The 15,722-nt window shown below is 62.0% G+C and carries 16 protein-coding genes; 9 read left to right on the forward strand and 7 right to left on the reverse strand.

Annotation, left to right across the window (positions count from 1 at the left end; genetic code table 11):
* Window positions 1-307 (forward strand): integrase core domain-containing protein (locus tag BMW49_RS21665; protein WP_139205712.1); only part of this gene is annotated, 307 nt, incomplete at its 5' end.
* 70 nt (window positions 308-377) lie between these two features.
* On the opposite strand, the gene BMW49_RS21670 is transcribed toward BMW49_RS21665, so the two are convergent.
* Window positions 378-1,178 carry an NYN domain-containing protein gene (locus BMW49_RS21670; RefSeq protein WP_069520135.1) on the reverse strand — a complete coding sequence of 267 codons (801 nt, stop codon included), beginning with the start codon at window positions 1,176-1,178 and terminating at the stop codon, window positions 378-380.
* Window positions 1,179-1,287: 109 nt separating this feature from the next.
* Entirely contained in the window at window positions 1,288-1,653 is a 366-nt protein-coding gene (locus BMW49_RS21675; RefSeq protein WP_069520136.1) for a hypothetical protein, read from the reverse strand.
* A gap of 136 nt (window positions 1,654-1,789) precedes the next feature.
* Here BMW49_RS21675 and BMW49_RS21680 point away from each other — a divergent pair, with 136 nt between their 5' ends.
* Window positions 1,790-2,527, forward strand: a complete 738-nt coding sequence (locus BMW49_RS21680; RefSeq protein WP_069520137.1) for a hypothetical protein — start codon at window positions 1,790-1,792, stop codon at window positions 2,525-2,527.
* A gap of 82 nt (window positions 2,528-2,609) precedes the next feature.
* Window positions 2,610-4,793: a putative bifunctional diguanylate cyclase/phosphodiesterase gene (locus BMW49_RS21685; RefSeq protein WP_069520138.1), complete on the forward strand. Its 2,184-nt coding sequence runs from the start codon at window positions 2,610-2,612 to the stop codon at window positions 4,791-4,793.
* A 51-nt stretch (window positions 4,794-4,844) separates the two neighbouring features.
* On the opposite strand, the gene BMW49_RS21690 is transcribed toward BMW49_RS21685, so the two are convergent.
* From BMW49_RS21690 to BMW49_RS21700, 3 genes are all read right to left on the reverse strand, one after another.
* On the reverse strand, window positions 4,845-5,603 hold the full coding sequence (locus tag BMW49_RS21690; RefSeq protein WP_083251797.1) for a substrate-binding periplasmic protein: 759 nt from the start codon (window positions 5,601-5,603) through the stop codon (window positions 4,845-4,847).
* Window positions 5,604-5,659: 56 nt separating this feature from the next.
* The gene (locus BMW49_RS21695; protein WP_069520139.1) at window positions 5,660-6,004 is read right to left on the reverse strand and encodes a zinc ribbon domain-containing protein YjdM; all 345 of its coding nucleotides are present in this window, start codon (window positions 6,002-6,004) and stop codon (window positions 5,660-5,662) included.
* Window positions 6,005-6,117: 113 nt separating this feature from the next.
* Window positions 6,118-6,378 carry a TIGR03643 family protein gene (locus BMW49_RS21700; protein ID WP_069520140.1) on the reverse strand — a complete coding sequence of 87 codons (261 nt, stop codon included), beginning with the start codon at window positions 6,376-6,378 and terminating at the stop codon, window positions 6,118-6,120.
* A 145-nt stretch (window positions 6,379-6,523) separates the two neighbouring features.
* Between BMW49_RS21700 and BMW49_RS21705 the strand changes: the two genes are divergently transcribed.
* Complete coding sequence (locus BMW49_RS21705) at window positions 6,524-7,402, forward strand: YihY/virulence factor BrkB family protein (RefSeq protein WP_069520141.1); 879 nt, start codon at window positions 6,524-6,526, stop codon at window positions 7,400-7,402.
* A gap of 4 nt (window positions 7,403-7,406) precedes the next feature.
* On the opposite strand, the gene BMW49_RS21710 is transcribed toward BMW49_RS21705, so the two are convergent.
* Together BMW49_RS21710 and BMW49_RS21715 are read right to left on the reverse strand one after the other, a co-directional pair.
* On the reverse strand, window positions 7,407-7,880 hold the full coding sequence (locus tag BMW49_RS21710; protein ID WP_090391076.1) for an LEA/WHy family protein: 474 nt from the start codon (window positions 7,878-7,880) through the stop codon (window positions 7,407-7,409).
* Window positions 7,881-8,039: 159 nt separating this feature from the next.
* Window positions 8,040-10,130 carry a TonB-dependent siderophore receptor gene (locus BMW49_RS21715; protein ID WP_244168389.1) on the reverse strand — a complete coding sequence of 697 codons (2,091 nt, stop codon included), beginning with the start codon at window positions 10,128-10,130 and terminating at the stop codon, window positions 8,040-8,042.
* A gap of 464 nt (window positions 10,131-10,594) precedes the next feature.
* On the opposite strand from BMW49_RS21715, the gene BMW49_RS21720 reads away from it, so the two are divergent.
* The 5 genes from BMW49_RS21720 (at window position 10,595) to BMW49_RS21740 (ending at window position 15,647) form a co-directional block, all read left to right on the forward strand.
* A complete protein-coding gene (locus BMW49_RS21720; RefSeq protein WP_371850886.1) occupies window positions 10,595-11,407 on the forward strand; it encodes an ABC transporter ATP-binding protein in 813 nt (270 codons plus the stop codon).
* On the forward strand, window positions 11,404-12,387 hold the full coding sequence (locus BMW49_RS21725; protein WP_069520143.1) for a FecCD family ABC transporter permease: 984 nt from the start codon (window positions 11,404-11,406) through the stop codon (window positions 12,385-12,387). The genes BMW49_RS21720 and BMW49_RS21725 overlap by 4 nt, the downstream gene beginning before the upstream one ends.
* On the forward strand, window positions 12,384-13,430 hold the full coding sequence (locus tag BMW49_RS21730; RefSeq protein ID WP_069520144.1) for a FecCD family ABC transporter permease: 1,047 nt from the start codon (window positions 12,384-12,386) through the stop codon (window positions 13,428-13,430). Before BMW49_RS21725 ends, BMW49_RS21730 begins: the two co-directional genes overlap by 4 nt.
* A gap of 27 nt (window positions 13,431-13,457) precedes the next feature.
* Entirely contained in the window at window positions 13,458-14,399 is a 942-nt protein-coding gene (locus BMW49_RS21735) for an ABC transporter substrate-binding protein (protein WP_083251798.1), read from the forward strand.
* 264 nt (window positions 14,400-14,663) lie between these two features.
* Complete coding sequence (locus BMW49_RS21740) at window positions 14,664-15,647, forward strand: TauD/TfdA family dioxygenase (RefSeq protein ID WP_069520145.1); 984 nt, start codon at window positions 14,664-14,666, stop codon at window positions 15,645-15,647.
* Window positions 15,648-15,722: the final 75 nt, after the last annotated feature.

Below are 15,722 nucleotides of genomic sequence, written 5' to 3' on the forward strand. Positions count from 1 at the left end.
CCACAGTGATCAGGGTAGCCAGTACGGCAGCAGAAGCTTCCGCCAGCGACTGTGGCGCTATCGGTTCAAACAGAGCATGAGCCGCCGCGGAAACTGCCACGACAACGCGCCAATGGAACGGTTGTTTCGCAGCTTGAAAACAGAATGGGTGCCGAGTGTGGGTTACATGAGCGCTGCGCTCGCACAGCAAGATATCGGACGGTTTTTAATGCAACGGTACAACTGGCAACGGCCACATCAATTCAATGGCGGACTCCCGCCTGCCGTGGCGGAAGAAAAACTTAACGCAGTGTCCGGGATTAGTTGACCACTACAGGTGGGCTAATCCGCTATTAACCCGTAGCCTGGGTTGAGCGAAGCGATACCCGGGAGCGCACTCACGGCTCCCGTTTCACATTCCGCGCATAAAAATCTTTCCCACCCGAGGTGCTACTCACCCGCGCCTGCAGTTCAAAGCGTTTGGGTTGTGCCTTGATCAGGTCGCTGAGTTTTTTGAAGCCATACAGGCGCGCGTCGAAGTCCGGGCGCAGTTTGCTGAGGTTGGAGCCGAGGGCGCCGAGGTGGACCCATTCGTCTTCGTCGTCGCCGATGTCGTCCAGCACTTTGGCAATGAACTCCAGCGGGACTTTGAGTTTTTTGCTCTCGGCCGGTGGCTTGGGCGCCTCCAGCGCTGGGGCAGGTTTGTCTCCGTTGCTGGGGTGGTCTGCCTGCGGTTCAGGGCTGGCACGGAGGATTTCGGTGTAGATGAATTTGTCGCACGCTGAGACGAAGGCTTTGGGGGTTTTCTCTTCGCCGAAGCCGTAGACGGTCAGCCCTTCCTCCCGTAACCGCGCCGCCAACCTCGTGAAGTCGCTGTCGCTGGATACCAGGCAGAAACCATCAAAACGCCGGGTGTAGAGCAGGTCCATGGCGTCGATGATCAGTGAGCTGTCGGTGGCGTTTTTGCCGCGGGTGTAGGCGAATTGCTGGATGGGTTGGATGGAGTAGTCGAGCAGGACTTTTTTCCAGCTGCCCAGTTGTGGGCTGGTCCAGTCGCCGTAGATGCGTTTGACGCTGGCGATGCCGTATTTGGCGATTTCTTCGAACAGGCCTTCGACGATGGCCGCTGGGGCGTTGTCGGCGTCGATGAGTACGGCGAGGTGTTTTTGCTGGCGCGGGGCTTGGGGTTTGCTGGCCATGGGTCATCCTTGAAGTCTCGTCTGGCGACGATACTGCGGATGCTGGCCCATGGCTACAGGCCGGTGGCGGCGCGCGGGGGGAGGCCGCGCGTGGGCGGGTGACGCCGGTTTAATTGCTGGCGCGGCAGGTCAGCTCGGCGTAGGGCTTGTCGGGGGCGTATTCGCCGGGCACGCGTTCGATCACCTGGGCGCCGGAGGCGACGCTGAAGATGGGGGTGGTGACGCTGGTGCGGTCTTCGTCGGCTACCTGGAACTCGCAGGTGACGCTTTTATCGCTCTGGTTGATGACCTTGACCGCGCGCACGCCGACCATGTGGGTTTCGCCGCTGCCGGTGCTCAGGGGCACGCCCATGGGCTCGACGATGACGTCCAGGCCGTTGAGGTGGGCGATGATGTCGACTTGCTCGCTCGGAGTCTGGGCAAAGGCCAGGGGCGCGCAAAGCGCGAGGGCGCAGGCGAGGCGGAATCTGGGCATGGGAACCTCCTTAAGCATGAGCTGCATCTAGAAAGGCGCAATGCACCAGAGTTCGCCGGGTGCCGTGAAAAGTCGTTGCAAGGTGTTGGCGCGGCTATAGTGTTTGAACTCAGAGCGCAGGCCACGGCAGGTAAGGATGACAGGACGCGAGACGAGCAGGTGGGCGTATCCGGCCGCGCTGCTGGTGTTGATGCTGTTGGCTGGCGGCTGCGCGCGGCACCAGAGCAATGCGGCTTTTGTGACCAATACAGCCTCGGCCAAGCCCAGCGAGTTTTTTCAGACGCCGTCGGACCGTCTGGCCACTCTGGCGATGCGCAACAACCTAAATGCGTTGTACCGGCTGATGGACAAGCTCTACCAGCGCAACCCGCGCGAGTGGCGCAAAACCGGTCACGCCAACCGCAGCGAGGCCGCCCGCGCCGTACAACAGGCCATCGAGCAGGGGCAGCCGCTGGCTGGGCTGGCGGGGCGGGAGGACATTGCGGCGCTCAATTACGCCCTGGGGCCGGACTTTAGCGGGGACCGTGTAGGCGCCTTTATTTATGCCATTGGCAGCATGCTGGTGACCGCCCATGGCGGGCGCACCGAGTTTTACCTGACGGACATGATCGATGCGCAGTTCGTGCACAACGCCGCGCGCAATATCGAGAAGGCTACCTGGATGCTGACCAGCCGGCGCGATGCCGGTGGCCAGCCGCTGCTGCTGTCCAACGAGATCAGCGAGCAGGCGCGTAACCTGAGTTTCGCCGTGGAGTTCGGCAAGATAGTCGCGCGCCTGGACCTGCTCACCGATGTGCTGGACGAACGCTACCGGCGTATTGGCGTGAGCTACGCCCAGGGTTTGCTGTTTATCAACTTTCTGCCGGTGCAATAAGGGCTTCAGTCGTCGCGGGCTTGCCCCAAGGATGTGATTTTTACACTAGAGTGAAAGTCATCATCTGGCTCAGGCATTGAACATGAGCGACTACCCACGTCCGCTAAATGACGAAGCGCGCATCGGGGCGCTTGATGCCCTCGACCTGTTGGGCACGCCCCCGGAGCGGGAGTTCGAGCGCATCGTGCAGATGGCTTCGCGGATCTTCGACGTTCCCATTGCGCTGGTCTCGCTGGTGCATCGCGACCAGCAGTTTTTCAAGGCGCGTATCGGGCTCGATGTTAGGGAGACCAGCCGTGAGCTGTCGTTTTGTACCCACGCGATCATGGGCGAGGCACTGTTTATCGTGCCGGACGCTCTTGAGGATGAGCGCTTCAAAAATAATGCCCTGGTAACAGGTGCACCGCATATCCGCTTCTATGCGGGCATGCCGCTGCGTACGGCTGAAGGCCATGCCCTGGGCAGCTTGTGTTTGATTGATGACAAGCCGCGCCATGACTTTACCAGCCGCGAGCAACAGATACTCCGTGACCTGGCTGCGCTGGTGAACGAGCACATCGATCTGCGTCGCTTCGAGCGTGAAGGCGAGTCCAGCCGCAGCCGCTTCCGCCACATCGCCGCTACTTCACCGGATGGCATCATCTGCGCCAACAGCCAGAGCGTTATCACCTCCTGGAACACAGCCGCCGAGAGCCTGTTCGGCTACACCGCTCAGGAGGCGCTGGGGCAGCCGCTGGATCTGATCATTCCGCTGCCGATGCGCGCGCCCCATGCCGCAGGGTTTGGACGCGTCGCAGCGGGCGGCCCGCCGCGGCTCATCGGTGCGGCGATCAACCTCAGTGCGTTGCGCCGGGATGGCTCGCAGTTCCCCGTTGAGCTGTCGCTGTCGCAGTGGCACGAGGGCGGCGAGCGCTGTTTTGGCGCGATCATCCGCGACATCACCGTGCGTGCCGCAGCCGAGAAGCAGCTCAAGTACGCGGCGGAGCACGACCATCTGACCGGGCTTGCCAATCGCTCATTGCTCAAACAGCGCATTCAGCAGGTGTTGGCGGCGCATACCCCGGCGACCCTGTTGCTGATCGATCTGGATGGTTTCAAGGACGTCAACGATACCCTGGGCCACAGTGCCGGTGACTTTGTGCTGCAGGTGGTGGCCGCACGCCTGCGTCAGGCGGTGGCGGGGGAGTTTATGGTCAGCCGGCTCGGTGGTGACGAGTTTGTCGTGTTCGTCACTGGCACCACCGATCTGCTGCAGGCGCGCGCGCTGGGCCTGGAGCTGATCGCGATAATCGAAGAGCAGATCGAGTACGACGAACAGCCGATTTTTATCGGTGCCAGTGTGGGTATCGCGGCCAGTTCCGGGGCGATTGAAAGCGAGGAACAGTTGCTCGGCAATGCCGACCTGGCCCTTTATCAGGCCAAGTCCGATGGCCGCCATCTGGTGAATATCTTTACGCCCGAGTTGCGCCAGACGGCCTCGCGCAAAGGCGCGATCAGTTCATCCATGCGCCAGGCCTGGGAGCGCCGCGAGTTCGAGCTGTACTACCAGCCGCAGATCAACCTGGCTGATGGCTCGTTGTGTGGGGCCGAGGCGCTGATCCGCTGGAACCACCCGACCCTGGGGGTTACCGCACCGGCGGTGTTCCTGCCGGTGCTCGAAGCTGGCTTGCTGGCGGTGCCGGTGGGCGAGTGGATTTTGCGCACCGCCTGCAGGCAGGCCGCACAGTGGCGGCAGATGGGCGTTGGGCATTTTCGCATGGGCGTAAACCTGTTCGCGGCGCAGTTCCGCGCCCGTGATTTCGCCGACATGGTCAAGGCCATCCTGGCCGAGTTCAACCTGCCGGCCAGCGCCCTGGAGCTGGAGATCACCGAGAACACCATCCTGCGTAACGAGCAGCGCATCATGCAGCCGCTGCAGCATCTGCGTGACCTGGGGGTGGGCATTGCCTTCGATGACTTCGGTACCGGTTTCGCGTCCCTGAGCCTGCTCAAGGATTACCCCGTGAGCCGGCTGAAGATCGACCGCTCCTTTGTCAGCGGCGCCGACCGCAGCTCGCGCGATGAGGCGATTATCGAGGCGGTCACCCGACTGGCCGCCGGCTTCCATCTGGAGGTGATCGCCGAGGGGATCGAGACCCTGGAGCAGGCCGCGCTGATGCGCCGTTATGACTGTGGGGAAGGTCAGGGCTACCTGTATGGCCGGCCGATGACCGCCGATGACTTTGCCCGCCGTTACCTGTCTGGGCCGGCACTCGCCGCGCAGTAGCCTGGGCTATGCATCACGGGGTGGTGCATAGCCAGGCCGTGTGGGAGGGGCTTAGGGTACCCAGCGCTGTTCGATGTGTTGCAGGCTGCCATTGCGGCGTAAGCGCTCTAGCGCAGCGGCAAAGCGCTCGGCTTGGGCGGCATCCTGTTTGTCGAACGCGACGAAGCGTGACATCGCCACCAGGGGCGTGGGCAGGATGCGTACCTGTTCGAGGGCGCGCTGTTCCTTGATGAAGTAGAGCAACTGCACGCGGTCACCGACGATGATGTCGATGCGCCCGGCCAGCAGCATCGACACCAGTTGGCGCGGGTTCTGTGCACTGGTGTCGCGGGCCAGATCGGCCTTGTCGAAGGCCGCGTCATAGGCGTAACCCCGGACCTGCCCCATGACGTAGGGCTGTAGATCGTCGAACGTCCGCCAGTCGGTAATGGCGGTTTTCGCCGTGGTCATGAACACCGTGGAACCGCTGCGCAGGGGGCCGACCAGGGTGTATTGGGCGCGGCGTTCGGGCGTATCGGCAAACTGGAAGGCCATGACCACCTCACGCCGATCGAGCAAGCGCTTGACCCGCTGCCAGGGGTAGAGGCGCACCTGGGGCGTTACCCCGGCTTCCTTGAGTATGGCGCTGACCAACTCGACATCCAGGCCGTGAGGGATGTCGTCGTCCGGGTTGAGGTAGCTATACGGGGCAAACTGCTCGTCGCCGGCCACCTGCCAGGTATCGGCGATGGCTGGCGTCAGGTGCAGGGCAATAGCGAGGGCGAGGACGTGGCCGGCAAGGCGCAGGGCATGGGTACGGCAGCGCAGCATGATGGTTCTCCGAGCGGATGCTCAGAGCGTAGTTCAGGCCCGACGCGTGTGTGGCTTCAGACTTTGCGCACGAACTCGGATTTGAGCTTCATGGCGCCGATGCCATCGATCTTGCAGTCGATATCGTGGTCGCCATCGACCAGGCGGATGCCTTTGACCTTGGTGCCAACCTTGACCACCAGCGAGGAGCCTTTGACCTTGAGGTCCTTGATCACGGTGATGGTGTCGCCGTCCTGCAGCACGTTGCCGACCGAATCCTTGATCACCTTATCGCCTTCTGCGGCGCTGTCGGCGGCAGCCGTGGCCGACCACTCGTTGCCGCATTCCGGGCAGACGAGCTGGGCGCCGTCTTCGTAGGTGTAGGCGGAATTACAGGCGGGGCAGGGGGGCAAGGTGCTCACGGCGCGGTCCTCAGGGTGGAAAAGGCGCGCATTGTATAGGGTTTTTAACCGGCTGTGTCTGCGCTGGCTGCTGCAGCCTGTGGAGCGAATTTTTTCGCGATCGCTGTTGGGCCCTAGCGTTTGTATTGCGTGGGGCAGTAGCCGCGATTGATGCCCGGGTGGCGCAGCGCCTGGTGCTTGGTGGTGCGCCCGGCCATGCGTTGGCGCCATAGGCGAAAGCTGCTGGCGCGCAGCTGTTGCCGCATCAGGCGGATCACCGCTGCTTCATCGAGGCCGTACAGGCGTTCGATGGCCTCGAAGGGGGTGCGGTCTTCCCAGGCCATCTCGATGATGCGCGAGGTGTCGGCCGGGTTGAAGGTGGGCAGCAAAGGCATGGGGTGGCTCGCAGGTGACAGCGTGCGCCATCATAGCGGGCCTGGGCAGCGGATGCTGTGCGATTGCCTGAACTCGGTTGCACGCCTGTCGTTCCAACGGCTAATACGGGTGCCGTGGCGGCACGACAGTTTTTATGGAGGCGACATGCTTTTTCCGCGAATGCGCGTGGGCTGGTTTACGGTCCTCAAGACCACGGTGCAGGACTTCATCGAAGATGAGTTGCCCACTTACGCGTCAGCGCTGGCGTTCCAGTTGTTCTTTTCGTTGTTCCCTTTTTTGCTGTTTCTGATCGCGCTGATCAGCGTGCTGGATATGCAGCCGTTCTTCGACTGGTTGCGCCAGCAGGCCGAACTGGTGATGCCGCAAGCCGCGCTGGACCTGGTCAACCCCGCCATCGATCAGTTGCAGACGCAGCAGGCCGGGCTGTTTTCCGTGGGGATTCTGGTGGCGCTGTGGACGGCATCTTCGGCGGTGCGCTCGGTGATGGATGCGACCAACAAGGCCTACGGCGTAAAGGAAGGCCGGCCGGCCTGGAAGCGTATTCCGCTGTCGCTGCTCTACACCCTGGCGATTGCCGCACTGCTGCTGACTGCTGCGGCCTTTATGGTGCTGGGGCCGCAGGTACTGGGCTGGCTGGCGCATTACATCGGTATCGAGCAGGCGGTTATCACGCTCTGGTCGTGGGTGCGTTGGCCGCTGATCGTGCTGCTGCTGATGGTCGCCGTGGCGGGGGTTTATTACGTCGCGCCGGATGTCGAGCAGGAGTTTCGCTTTATCACCCCCGGCTCGGTGCTGGCGGTGGTGGTGTGGATCGCGGCGTCCATTGGCTTTGGGTACTACGCGCAGAACTACGCCAACTACAACGCCACCTACGGCAGCATCGGCGCGATCATTATCTTCTTGCTGTACCTGTACATCTCTTCGGCGGTGCTGCTATTCGGCGCTGAGCTGAATGCGGTGATCGAGCACAGCTGCCGTGAGGGCAAGGACATGGGCGAGAAAGTCGCCCAGCCGGCGGATTAACTGTTCACGGCGCGCCCGCTGGCCAGTCCAGGGTGCCGCTGTCGCTGAAACGCACGGTGCCGAATAGGCCGCTGGCCAGCTTGCCGCGCACGACAAAGGGCACACTCTGCCCTGCCTGATAGGCAGACGCGCCCCAGGCCTGGCGCATGGCCGAGTAGGCCGAGATGGTCACCGGCACGCTGATCAGCGCCTCACCGAAACGCGGCACGCTGCCCTGCTGGTCGCTGACACCGCGGGCCAGGGGTTGGTCGTTGACGTCCAGCTGCAGGGCTACACCGTTGTAGTCGATGCTGCCTTCGTTGGGGTTCTGGATGCGCAGCTTGACCGCAAAGCGCACTTCCAGGCCTTCGCCGGGCAGTGGCTCCAGGCCGACCAGGTCGATGTGCAGTGGGTCGCGGTTGGCGAAGGTGCTGCACGCCGCCAGGCTGGCGAGCAGAGCGGCGGCGAGTAGCGGGCGAAGCAGGCGGGTCAGGGGCATGGGCGCGTCCGTGGTCGAAAAGGCCGGCTGGCGTCGCTGCCCTGCAGGAATGCAGAACAGCGACGCGTTACCCAGCTAAGACCTCAACCCAGCGGCTTTGCTCCATCGGACGGCAGATTGCCTGCCGTCACTCGCGCTCTGTCTGTCGCTGAGCGCGCCTTACCAGGTGAAGTTCACCGAGGTCAGCATATTGCGCTCGTCACCGTAGCGGCAACTGGCGAATTCGCAGTAGGTGTACTCTTTGTTGGTCAGGTTGTTGGCATTCAGCGTTACTGACCAGTTCTGGTCGATCTGGTAGCGTGCCATGGCGTCGAACAGGGTGTAGGCCGGCATGGCCGAGTCCATCTCCGATGCCTGGGTGGTGCCTTTGTAGCGGGCACCGACACCGATGGTCAGTTGCGGGATGCCCCAATTGACGAAGTCATAGCTGGTCCACAGTGCGGCCTGGTGGTAAGGGGTGTCTTCGCTGCGCTGATCAACTTCCGCCGCGATGGCGCTTTTGGTGATGCGGGCGTCGGTGTAGGCGTAGGAGGCGATTACGCTGAGTGCAGGGGTGACATCGGCCTTGGCTTCCAGTTCTAGGCCACGGGAGCGTACTTCACCGGTTTGTCGGTACTCATCGGTGCTGGAGTTCCGTGTCAGAACATCAGTCTGAATTAGCTCGTAGACCGCTGCGCTAAGCAGCAGGTTGCTGTCTTTAGGCTGATAGCGCACGCCCACTTCGTACTGCTTGCCTTCGGTTGGGGTGAAGTTTTGACCGGGAGCATCTGCCACTGCGACCGGAAAGAACGACTCGCTGTAGCTGATATAGGGGGCCAGGCCGTTGTCGGCCAGGTAGACAAGGCCTGCGCGGCCGGTGGTGGCTTCGTCACTCTGGTCGGCCTTGGCGCCGTTAAAGTGGGCTTGCTGTTTCTGGTCGGCCCAGTCGTGGCGCCCGCCGAGGAGAAGTACCCATTTCTCGTCGAACTTGACTTGGTTTTGCAGGTAGACACCTTTTTGCAGCGTGTCGAGTTGCGAGCCGCGATCTCTATTTCTGTTGACCACAACGGGTTGACCATAGTTGTAGCGGGTCAGGTCCAAGCTTGGTGCGTTACCACGGTAATTGTGCGAATCATAGGAGGTGTCATAGCCATCGAAACCGACCAGCACGGTGTTCTCTATGTTGCCGAACTGCCATTTTGACTCGATATTGGTATCGCTGGCCCAGGTCCGCGCGCGTTCGTGGCGATCACTGTACTGGCGCGCAAGGATGCCGGTTGCTGCTGCTTGGGCGATTGCCGTCGCCCTATCGGCAGCAGAGAATGGGAGCTGAACGTAGTTGAACTTCACATCGGATTCGGAATAACGCAGCTTGTGGTTGAGCTTGAAGTGCTCATTGAAGTTGTGGGCGAACTCGTAGCCGAGGGCCGACATCTCGCCATTCATATCGTCGTAATCCGGCTCGCCGATAAACTTGTCGCGGTCAATCTTGAAGGCGCCGTCGCCGACGCCCTTGACCAGTTGATAAGGCAGCGGAGCGGAGAAACGCGTATCGGTCTTCTGGTAGAAGGACAGCAGGGTCAACGAGGTGTCTTCGTTGGGGCGCCAGGTCAGGGCCGGGGCGATATAGAACTTGTCGTCGTTGATATAGTCCTGCTGGGTATCGCTGTTGCGGCTAAGCAGGGTCAGGCGGTAGCTCAGGGTGTCGCTGCCGGCCAGCGGGCCGCTGAAGTCCGCGGCGAGTTGCTTGCGGTCGTTGGAGCCCACCTGCAGATTCAGCTCGCGCAGCGGTGTCTGGGTCGGGCGCTTGCTGACGCCGTTGACCATGCCACCGGGAGAAAGCTGGCCGTAGAGCACCGACGCGGCGCCACGGATGACTTCGACGCGCTCCAGGCCATAGGGCTCCTGCACGCCGTCGTAGGAGTTGTTCTGCAGGCGCAGGCCGTCGCGCAGCGAGCCACCGGTGCCGGACTCGACATCGAAGCCGCGGATGCGGAAACGGTCGGCGGTGCGGTTGAAACTGGTCGGCTGACTGGTGAAGCCAGGGGTGTAGCTCAATGCCTGGGACAGGGTTTCAGCCTGGCGGTCGCGGAGCTCGTCGCTTGTCACCACGGAAAGCGATTGCGGCGTTTCGATAATCGGTGTGTCGGTTTTAGTGACGCTCATATTGCGCTTGGCGACGTAACCCGGCACGTAGCCGGTAGGGTTCTCCTGGGTTTGCCCGGTCACGGTGGTCGCGTCTAGTTCGACAGGGTCCGATGCGTTGCCCACGGTTTGCTCTGCAGCAGCCAGGTGCGTTGAACTTAGGCTGGCCAGAGCCAAGGCTAAAGCTGTCAGGCGGCTTTTTGGCCAGTGAGATGAGTAGGCCGAAGTTTGCTGAGTCCTCGCGTGGCGCATGGCAAAAAAATCCTGTCGTTTCAGTTAAGTGAGTACGCTGAGCTGGGGCGTTCTGCTGGGCCTTTGAGCTCGGGCGCTGATGGCTGCGTGCTATTTCAGGGCAGACTATATATCTAAATGAGAAGGGTTTGCACTGCGATAGAGTTTATTGTTTTGCTCGATTTATTGCTGCAAGCTAGACAGGATTTTCTTGCAGCTCAGCTTCTGTGCTGCGAACACTCCCGCACGCTCAATGACACAGGCAACCTTTTGCAGCGCCTGTGGAGAGCGCGTCGCTGGATAAGCATTAGCGGCGTCAGCCTGGAGCTGGTCTGGAGCGAAGGTTTGAATTTGGGTGTTTGTGCATGTTGAAAGCGACACAACTCCAGCTCTCTTTTGCTGAGCTGAAGGTGCTTGATGACGTCAGTCTGGCTATCCCCGAGGGCCGTTTTACCGCGCTGATCGGTGCCAATGGTTGCGGTAAGACCACCTTGCTGAATGTCCTCGCGCGGATGTTGACGCCGATGAGCGGCGAGGTGCTGCTTGACGGTAAGCCCCACGCTCAGTTTTCCCGTCGTGAGTTGGCCAAGCGCGTTGCGCTGTTACCCCAGCGCACCAGCTCGCCTGCCGGCATGAGTGTGCGTGAGTTGGTCATGCAGGGCCGATATCCTTGGCAAAGCTGGTGGCAGCAGTGGACCGAGAAGGATCAGCAGGCTGTGGATCAGGCATTGGTGCTGGCGGACGTCGTCGCGCTGCAGGACCGGGCGTTGTCGACCTTGTCCGGTGGTCAGTTGCAGCGCTGCTGGATTGCCATGACGCTGGCCCAGGACACGCCGGTGATCTTGCTCGATGAGCCCACCACCTTTCTCGACATTGCCCACCAGATTGCCTTGCTTGAACTCCTGGTCGAGTTGCGTGACCAGGGCCGAACGATCATTGCCGTGTTGCATGACCTCAACCAGGCGGCCCGCTATGCCGATCATCTGGTGATGCTGCGCCAAGGGAAAGTGCATGCCCAGGGGGCACCTGCGCAGGTTTTTACTTCGGCGAACCTCAAGGCCGTTTTCGATCTAAATGCGCACATCATCACCGACCCTCATTCGGGGGATCTGCTGTGTGTGCCGATTTCGCCGGGCCGTGCTGGTGCGGCTGTTGGTCAGGCCGGCCTGTGAGTCGTAAATGGGGTTGGCCGGTGTGGTTATTGATCATGACCGGGATCGCTTGTGCGTCGATCCTGCACCTGGCGGTGGGCGCCAAGTCGATTCCCTGGGTCGAGGTCTGGCAGGCACTGACTGCATATGACCCGAGCAATTCCGATCACAGTGTGATCCAGGGTTCGCGTCTGCCGCGGCTGTGGGTGGCGATGGTGGTCGGTGCCTGTCTGGGGCTGGCTGGCACTGTGATGCAGGCGGTCGGCGACAATCCGCTGGCCGACCCTGGGATTCTTGGCATCAACAGCGGCGCCGCATTGTTCGTGGTGTTTGGCCTGCTGGTGCTGCCCGGCAACAATATGAGCATGATCCCGTTGTTTGCTTTCAGTGGCGCACTGGTGGCCGCGCTGGGCGTCATGCTGCTGGCCGGCAGGAGCCACAACCCGGTGCGCCTGACCCTTTCCGGCGCGGTGATGGCGGCGCTGTTCAGTTCTATTACCGCGATCCTGCTGCTGCTCGACCAGCAGGGGCTCGATAGCCTGCGGCGCTGGTTGACCGGTTCGCTCGGTATCAGCGGCGCGGTACTGCCGCATTGGCTCTGGCCCTATCTGTTAATCGGCATGCTGCTGTGCCTGTGCAACGTGCGGGCACTGAATACCTATCGCCTGGGCGCGCAGGCGGCGGCGAGCATGGGCGTCAATCTGCTGCGCATGCGCCTGATGAGCCTGGCCGCTGTGGTGCTGTTGTCCGGTTGTGCGGTGGCGCTGGCTGGGCCCATCGGTTTCGTCGGCCTGGTGGTGCCGCACGCGGCGCGTCTGCTGGTTGGCAATGATCTACGCCACCTGTTGCTGGCGACGCCACTGATCGGGGCCTTGCTGCTGATTCTGGCGGACGTGGTGGCGCGCACCCTGGTCAGCCCCTACGAGCTCAATACCGGGATAGTCACCGCACTGATCGGCGGTCCGATCTTTGTCGCCCTGGTCTTGAGGAAGTTGAAATGAGTGGCCGGCTGACCACGCCGCGGCGTTTTGCCTGGTTGCCTTGGGTAGGGCGGCCGATCGATCTGCTTTCGAGCCTGGCGCTGGTGCTTGTGCTGCTGGGTATGGCGGCCTATTCGCTCACCGTCGGCAGCTATCCGATGAGCCTGGCCCAGGCCTGGGCGCAGTTGCTTGGCGGCGAGCAGTTGGCCAGCGCACAGGGCAATGTGCTCTGGGAGCTGCGCCTGCCGCGCATTTTGCTGGCCATCCTCGGCGGCGCGGCGATGGCCCTGGCCGGTCTGCTGATGCAGTCCCTGACCCGCAATCCGCTGGCTGCACCGGGTCTGGTCGGGGTGGAGGCGGGCGCCAGTGTGACCATGTTGCTGATCCTGGTGATCTGGCCGTCGGCCTTGCCACTGCAGCTGTATCCCCTGGCGGCGCTGGTCGGCGGCCTGGCGGTGGCGGTGTTTGTCGTTGGCCTGTCCTGGCGGCGCGGCATCGCGCCCTTGCGCCTGATTCTGGTCGGCGTCGGTTTGACCGCCATGCTCGGCGCGGTTGCCGACTTGCTGATCACCTACGGCAATATCGACCGCGTCGAGTCGGCGCTGATGTGGTTGGGCGGCAGTCTGCACCGCGGCGGTTGGGGGCAGGTGCAGAGCCTGACGCTCTGGCTGTTGATCGCCGGCCTGCCACTGCTGTTCTGCCATCGCCAGCTCAACCTGTTGCAACTGGGCGAGGGTGTTGCGCTGAGTCGCGGCCTGAACGTGCCCTGGGTGATGGGCTTGCTGCTGCTGTGCAGCGTGATGCTCACTGCAGCGGCGGTGGCCAATGTCGGTGTCATGACCTTCGTCGGCCTGGTTGCGCCGCATCTGGCGCGGCAACTCTGCGGCGATCGCCATGGCGCGCTGATCCCCTTGTCGGCGTTGTTCGGCGCCTTGTTGGTGTTGCTCGGCGATACCCTCGGGCGCGCGCTGTTTCCGCCCTTGCAATTGCCCGCCGGCCTGGTGGTGGCGATTATCGGGGCGCCGTATTTATTGGTATTGCTGGCCCGGCAGCGCAATCGCTAGCACGTATTTTTAAAGGACATACAGAGAATGGCAGTAACGGTAAGAGCATTTTTTCTGGCGGCCTGCGCCAGCCTCGGTGTTGGTCTGACGGGCCCGGCGGCCGCGGCCGAGACGAAAGTTTTCGAAAACAGTTTCGGCCGGGTCGAGGTGCCGCTGGCGCCACGTTGTGTGGTCTCGCTGCATGACCTCAGCCTGACCACCCAGTTGCTCGAGCTGGGGGTAAAACCTTGCGGCTCCACGGGGCGCAAGAAGCTGTTTTCCGATGCGCTGTTTCGCGGCGCTCAGCCGCGCTTCGACGTGGCCGGCATTCAGTACATCGGCTCGCATCAGGCCCCCGACCTGGAGGCTATCGCGGCGCTGCAGCCGGATCTGATCGTCGGTCTGTCCTACCACGCCGAGCTCAAGGAAAAGCTCGACAAGATCGCCCCGGTCGTCCTGCTGCCCGCCCGTGAGGCCGATATCAAGACCTATGCCAAGGAACTGGCCGAACTGGTCGGCAAACAGCAGCGCTATCAGGAGCTACTGGCCGAGTATCAATGGATAGTCAGCGAGTTTGCCAAACGGGTGAAGGAGCCGGGGCGCATCACCGTCACGACCCTGGAAGTCTACCCGGATGGCTTTCAGCTGATCGGCCGCTCCGGCATGGATGACGTGATCGCCGACTTCGGCCTCGGGCGCGTGGCGGCCTACCGCGAGGCCCGGCAGAACGTGCCCTACAGCCTGGAACGGATTGGCGACTTCAATAGCGATTTCATCATCGATACCTACGAAGAGATGCTCGACTCGGAGGCAGGCACCGCCGCCTTCCGTAGTTCGCCGCAGTGGCAGAGCTTGTTTGCAGTGCAGAATCGCCAGTTCCTTTACCTCAACCGCAGTCGCTTCGCCGACACCATGCAGGGGATGATCGGCTCGGCTTACCTGCTGATGTCGCATATCGCTGAGCGAGGCTATAAGTTGCAGCAGGACTAGATGTCCGGGCTGCTGCTTGATGGCACCTGCTGCGAAACCGGGGGCCTCTGTTATCACTGGGGCTGCTCCGATCATTCGGCGGCGGGCCCGTTTGCGCTGTACTCAATCCTGGCTGTTTGATGGCCTTGTAATGGCCAGGGTAGGGCCTCGCCCGCGTTCAGAGAGGTAGGCTGTGCATTTGGTCATTTAATAATAATTCCTATTTGATGTTGAGAGTCAGTTGCGTTAATTTTGGTGCCCTCGCTTAACTGCCAAGGAATCCAGATGGTTACCGACTTGCTCAGCCGCGCAGGCCATTCAACGGTTGAAGCGTCTTCACATACTCTGCCGTTTATCCTGCAGGCGCCTGTATCGGGTGATTCCTGGCAACGGCATGCAGAGCTTATTCGTCAGGTTGTCGAGAGCGAGTTGCTCTGTGCTGGCGGTATTCTGTTCCGCGGTTTCGCCTTCGACGGCGAGCAGGGCTTTGAACGCTTCGCGCGCAGTTTCGGCCACGAACTGCTGACCTACGACTACGCCTCCACGCCACGCACCCAGCTCAACGGCCGGGTTTATACCTCCACCGAATATCCCGCCCACCAGATCATCCCGCTGCATAACGAGCAGTCCTACTCGCTGAACTGGCCCATGAAGATCTGGTTCCACTGCGTGCAGGCTGCCCAGGCCGGCGGTGAAACACCGATTGCCGACAGTCGCCTGGTCTACCAGCGGCTCGACCCGCAGGTGCGTCAGCGCTTCGCCGAGAAGCGTCTGATGTATGTCCGCAATTATGGCAACGGCCTTGACCTGACCTGGCAGCAGGCCTTCAGCACTGAGGACAAGGCCGAGGTCGAGCGCTTCTGCCGGCTCGGTGGCATTGACTTCGAATGGAAGGATGACGGCGAGCTGCGCACCCGCCAGGTGTGCCAGGCGGTTGCCCGGCATCCTGTGACCGAGGAGTGGCTGTGGTTCAACCAGGCCCATCTGTTTCATGTGTCCAATCTCGCGCCTCAGCTTCGCGAGACCCTGATCTCCATCGTCGGCGAAGAACACCTGCCGCGAAACGTCTACTACGGCGACGGTTCGCCGCTCGAGCTGGAGGCGCTGGCGCATATCCGCGAGGTGCTGCAGGGCACCCAGATCGCCTTTCCCTGGCAGGCCGGTGATGTGCTGATGCTCGACAACATGCTGGTCGCCCATGGCCGGGCCGCCTTTCAGGGCGCACGCAAGGTGGTGGTGGCCATGGCCGAGCCCGCGCCGGCGTCTTGAGCCACGGGAAGCACTAAAGCTCGCCGGCCCAGTACAAACGTCGCTACAGCGGCTACCCGATTCGCAATAAAGAAG

The organism is Pseudomonas cuatrocienegasensis (genome assembly GCF_900110925.1).
GTDB classification, from domain to species: Bacteria; Pseudomonadota; Gammaproteobacteria; order Pseudomonadales; family Pseudomonadaceae; genus Aquipseudomonas; species Aquipseudomonas cuatrocienegasensis.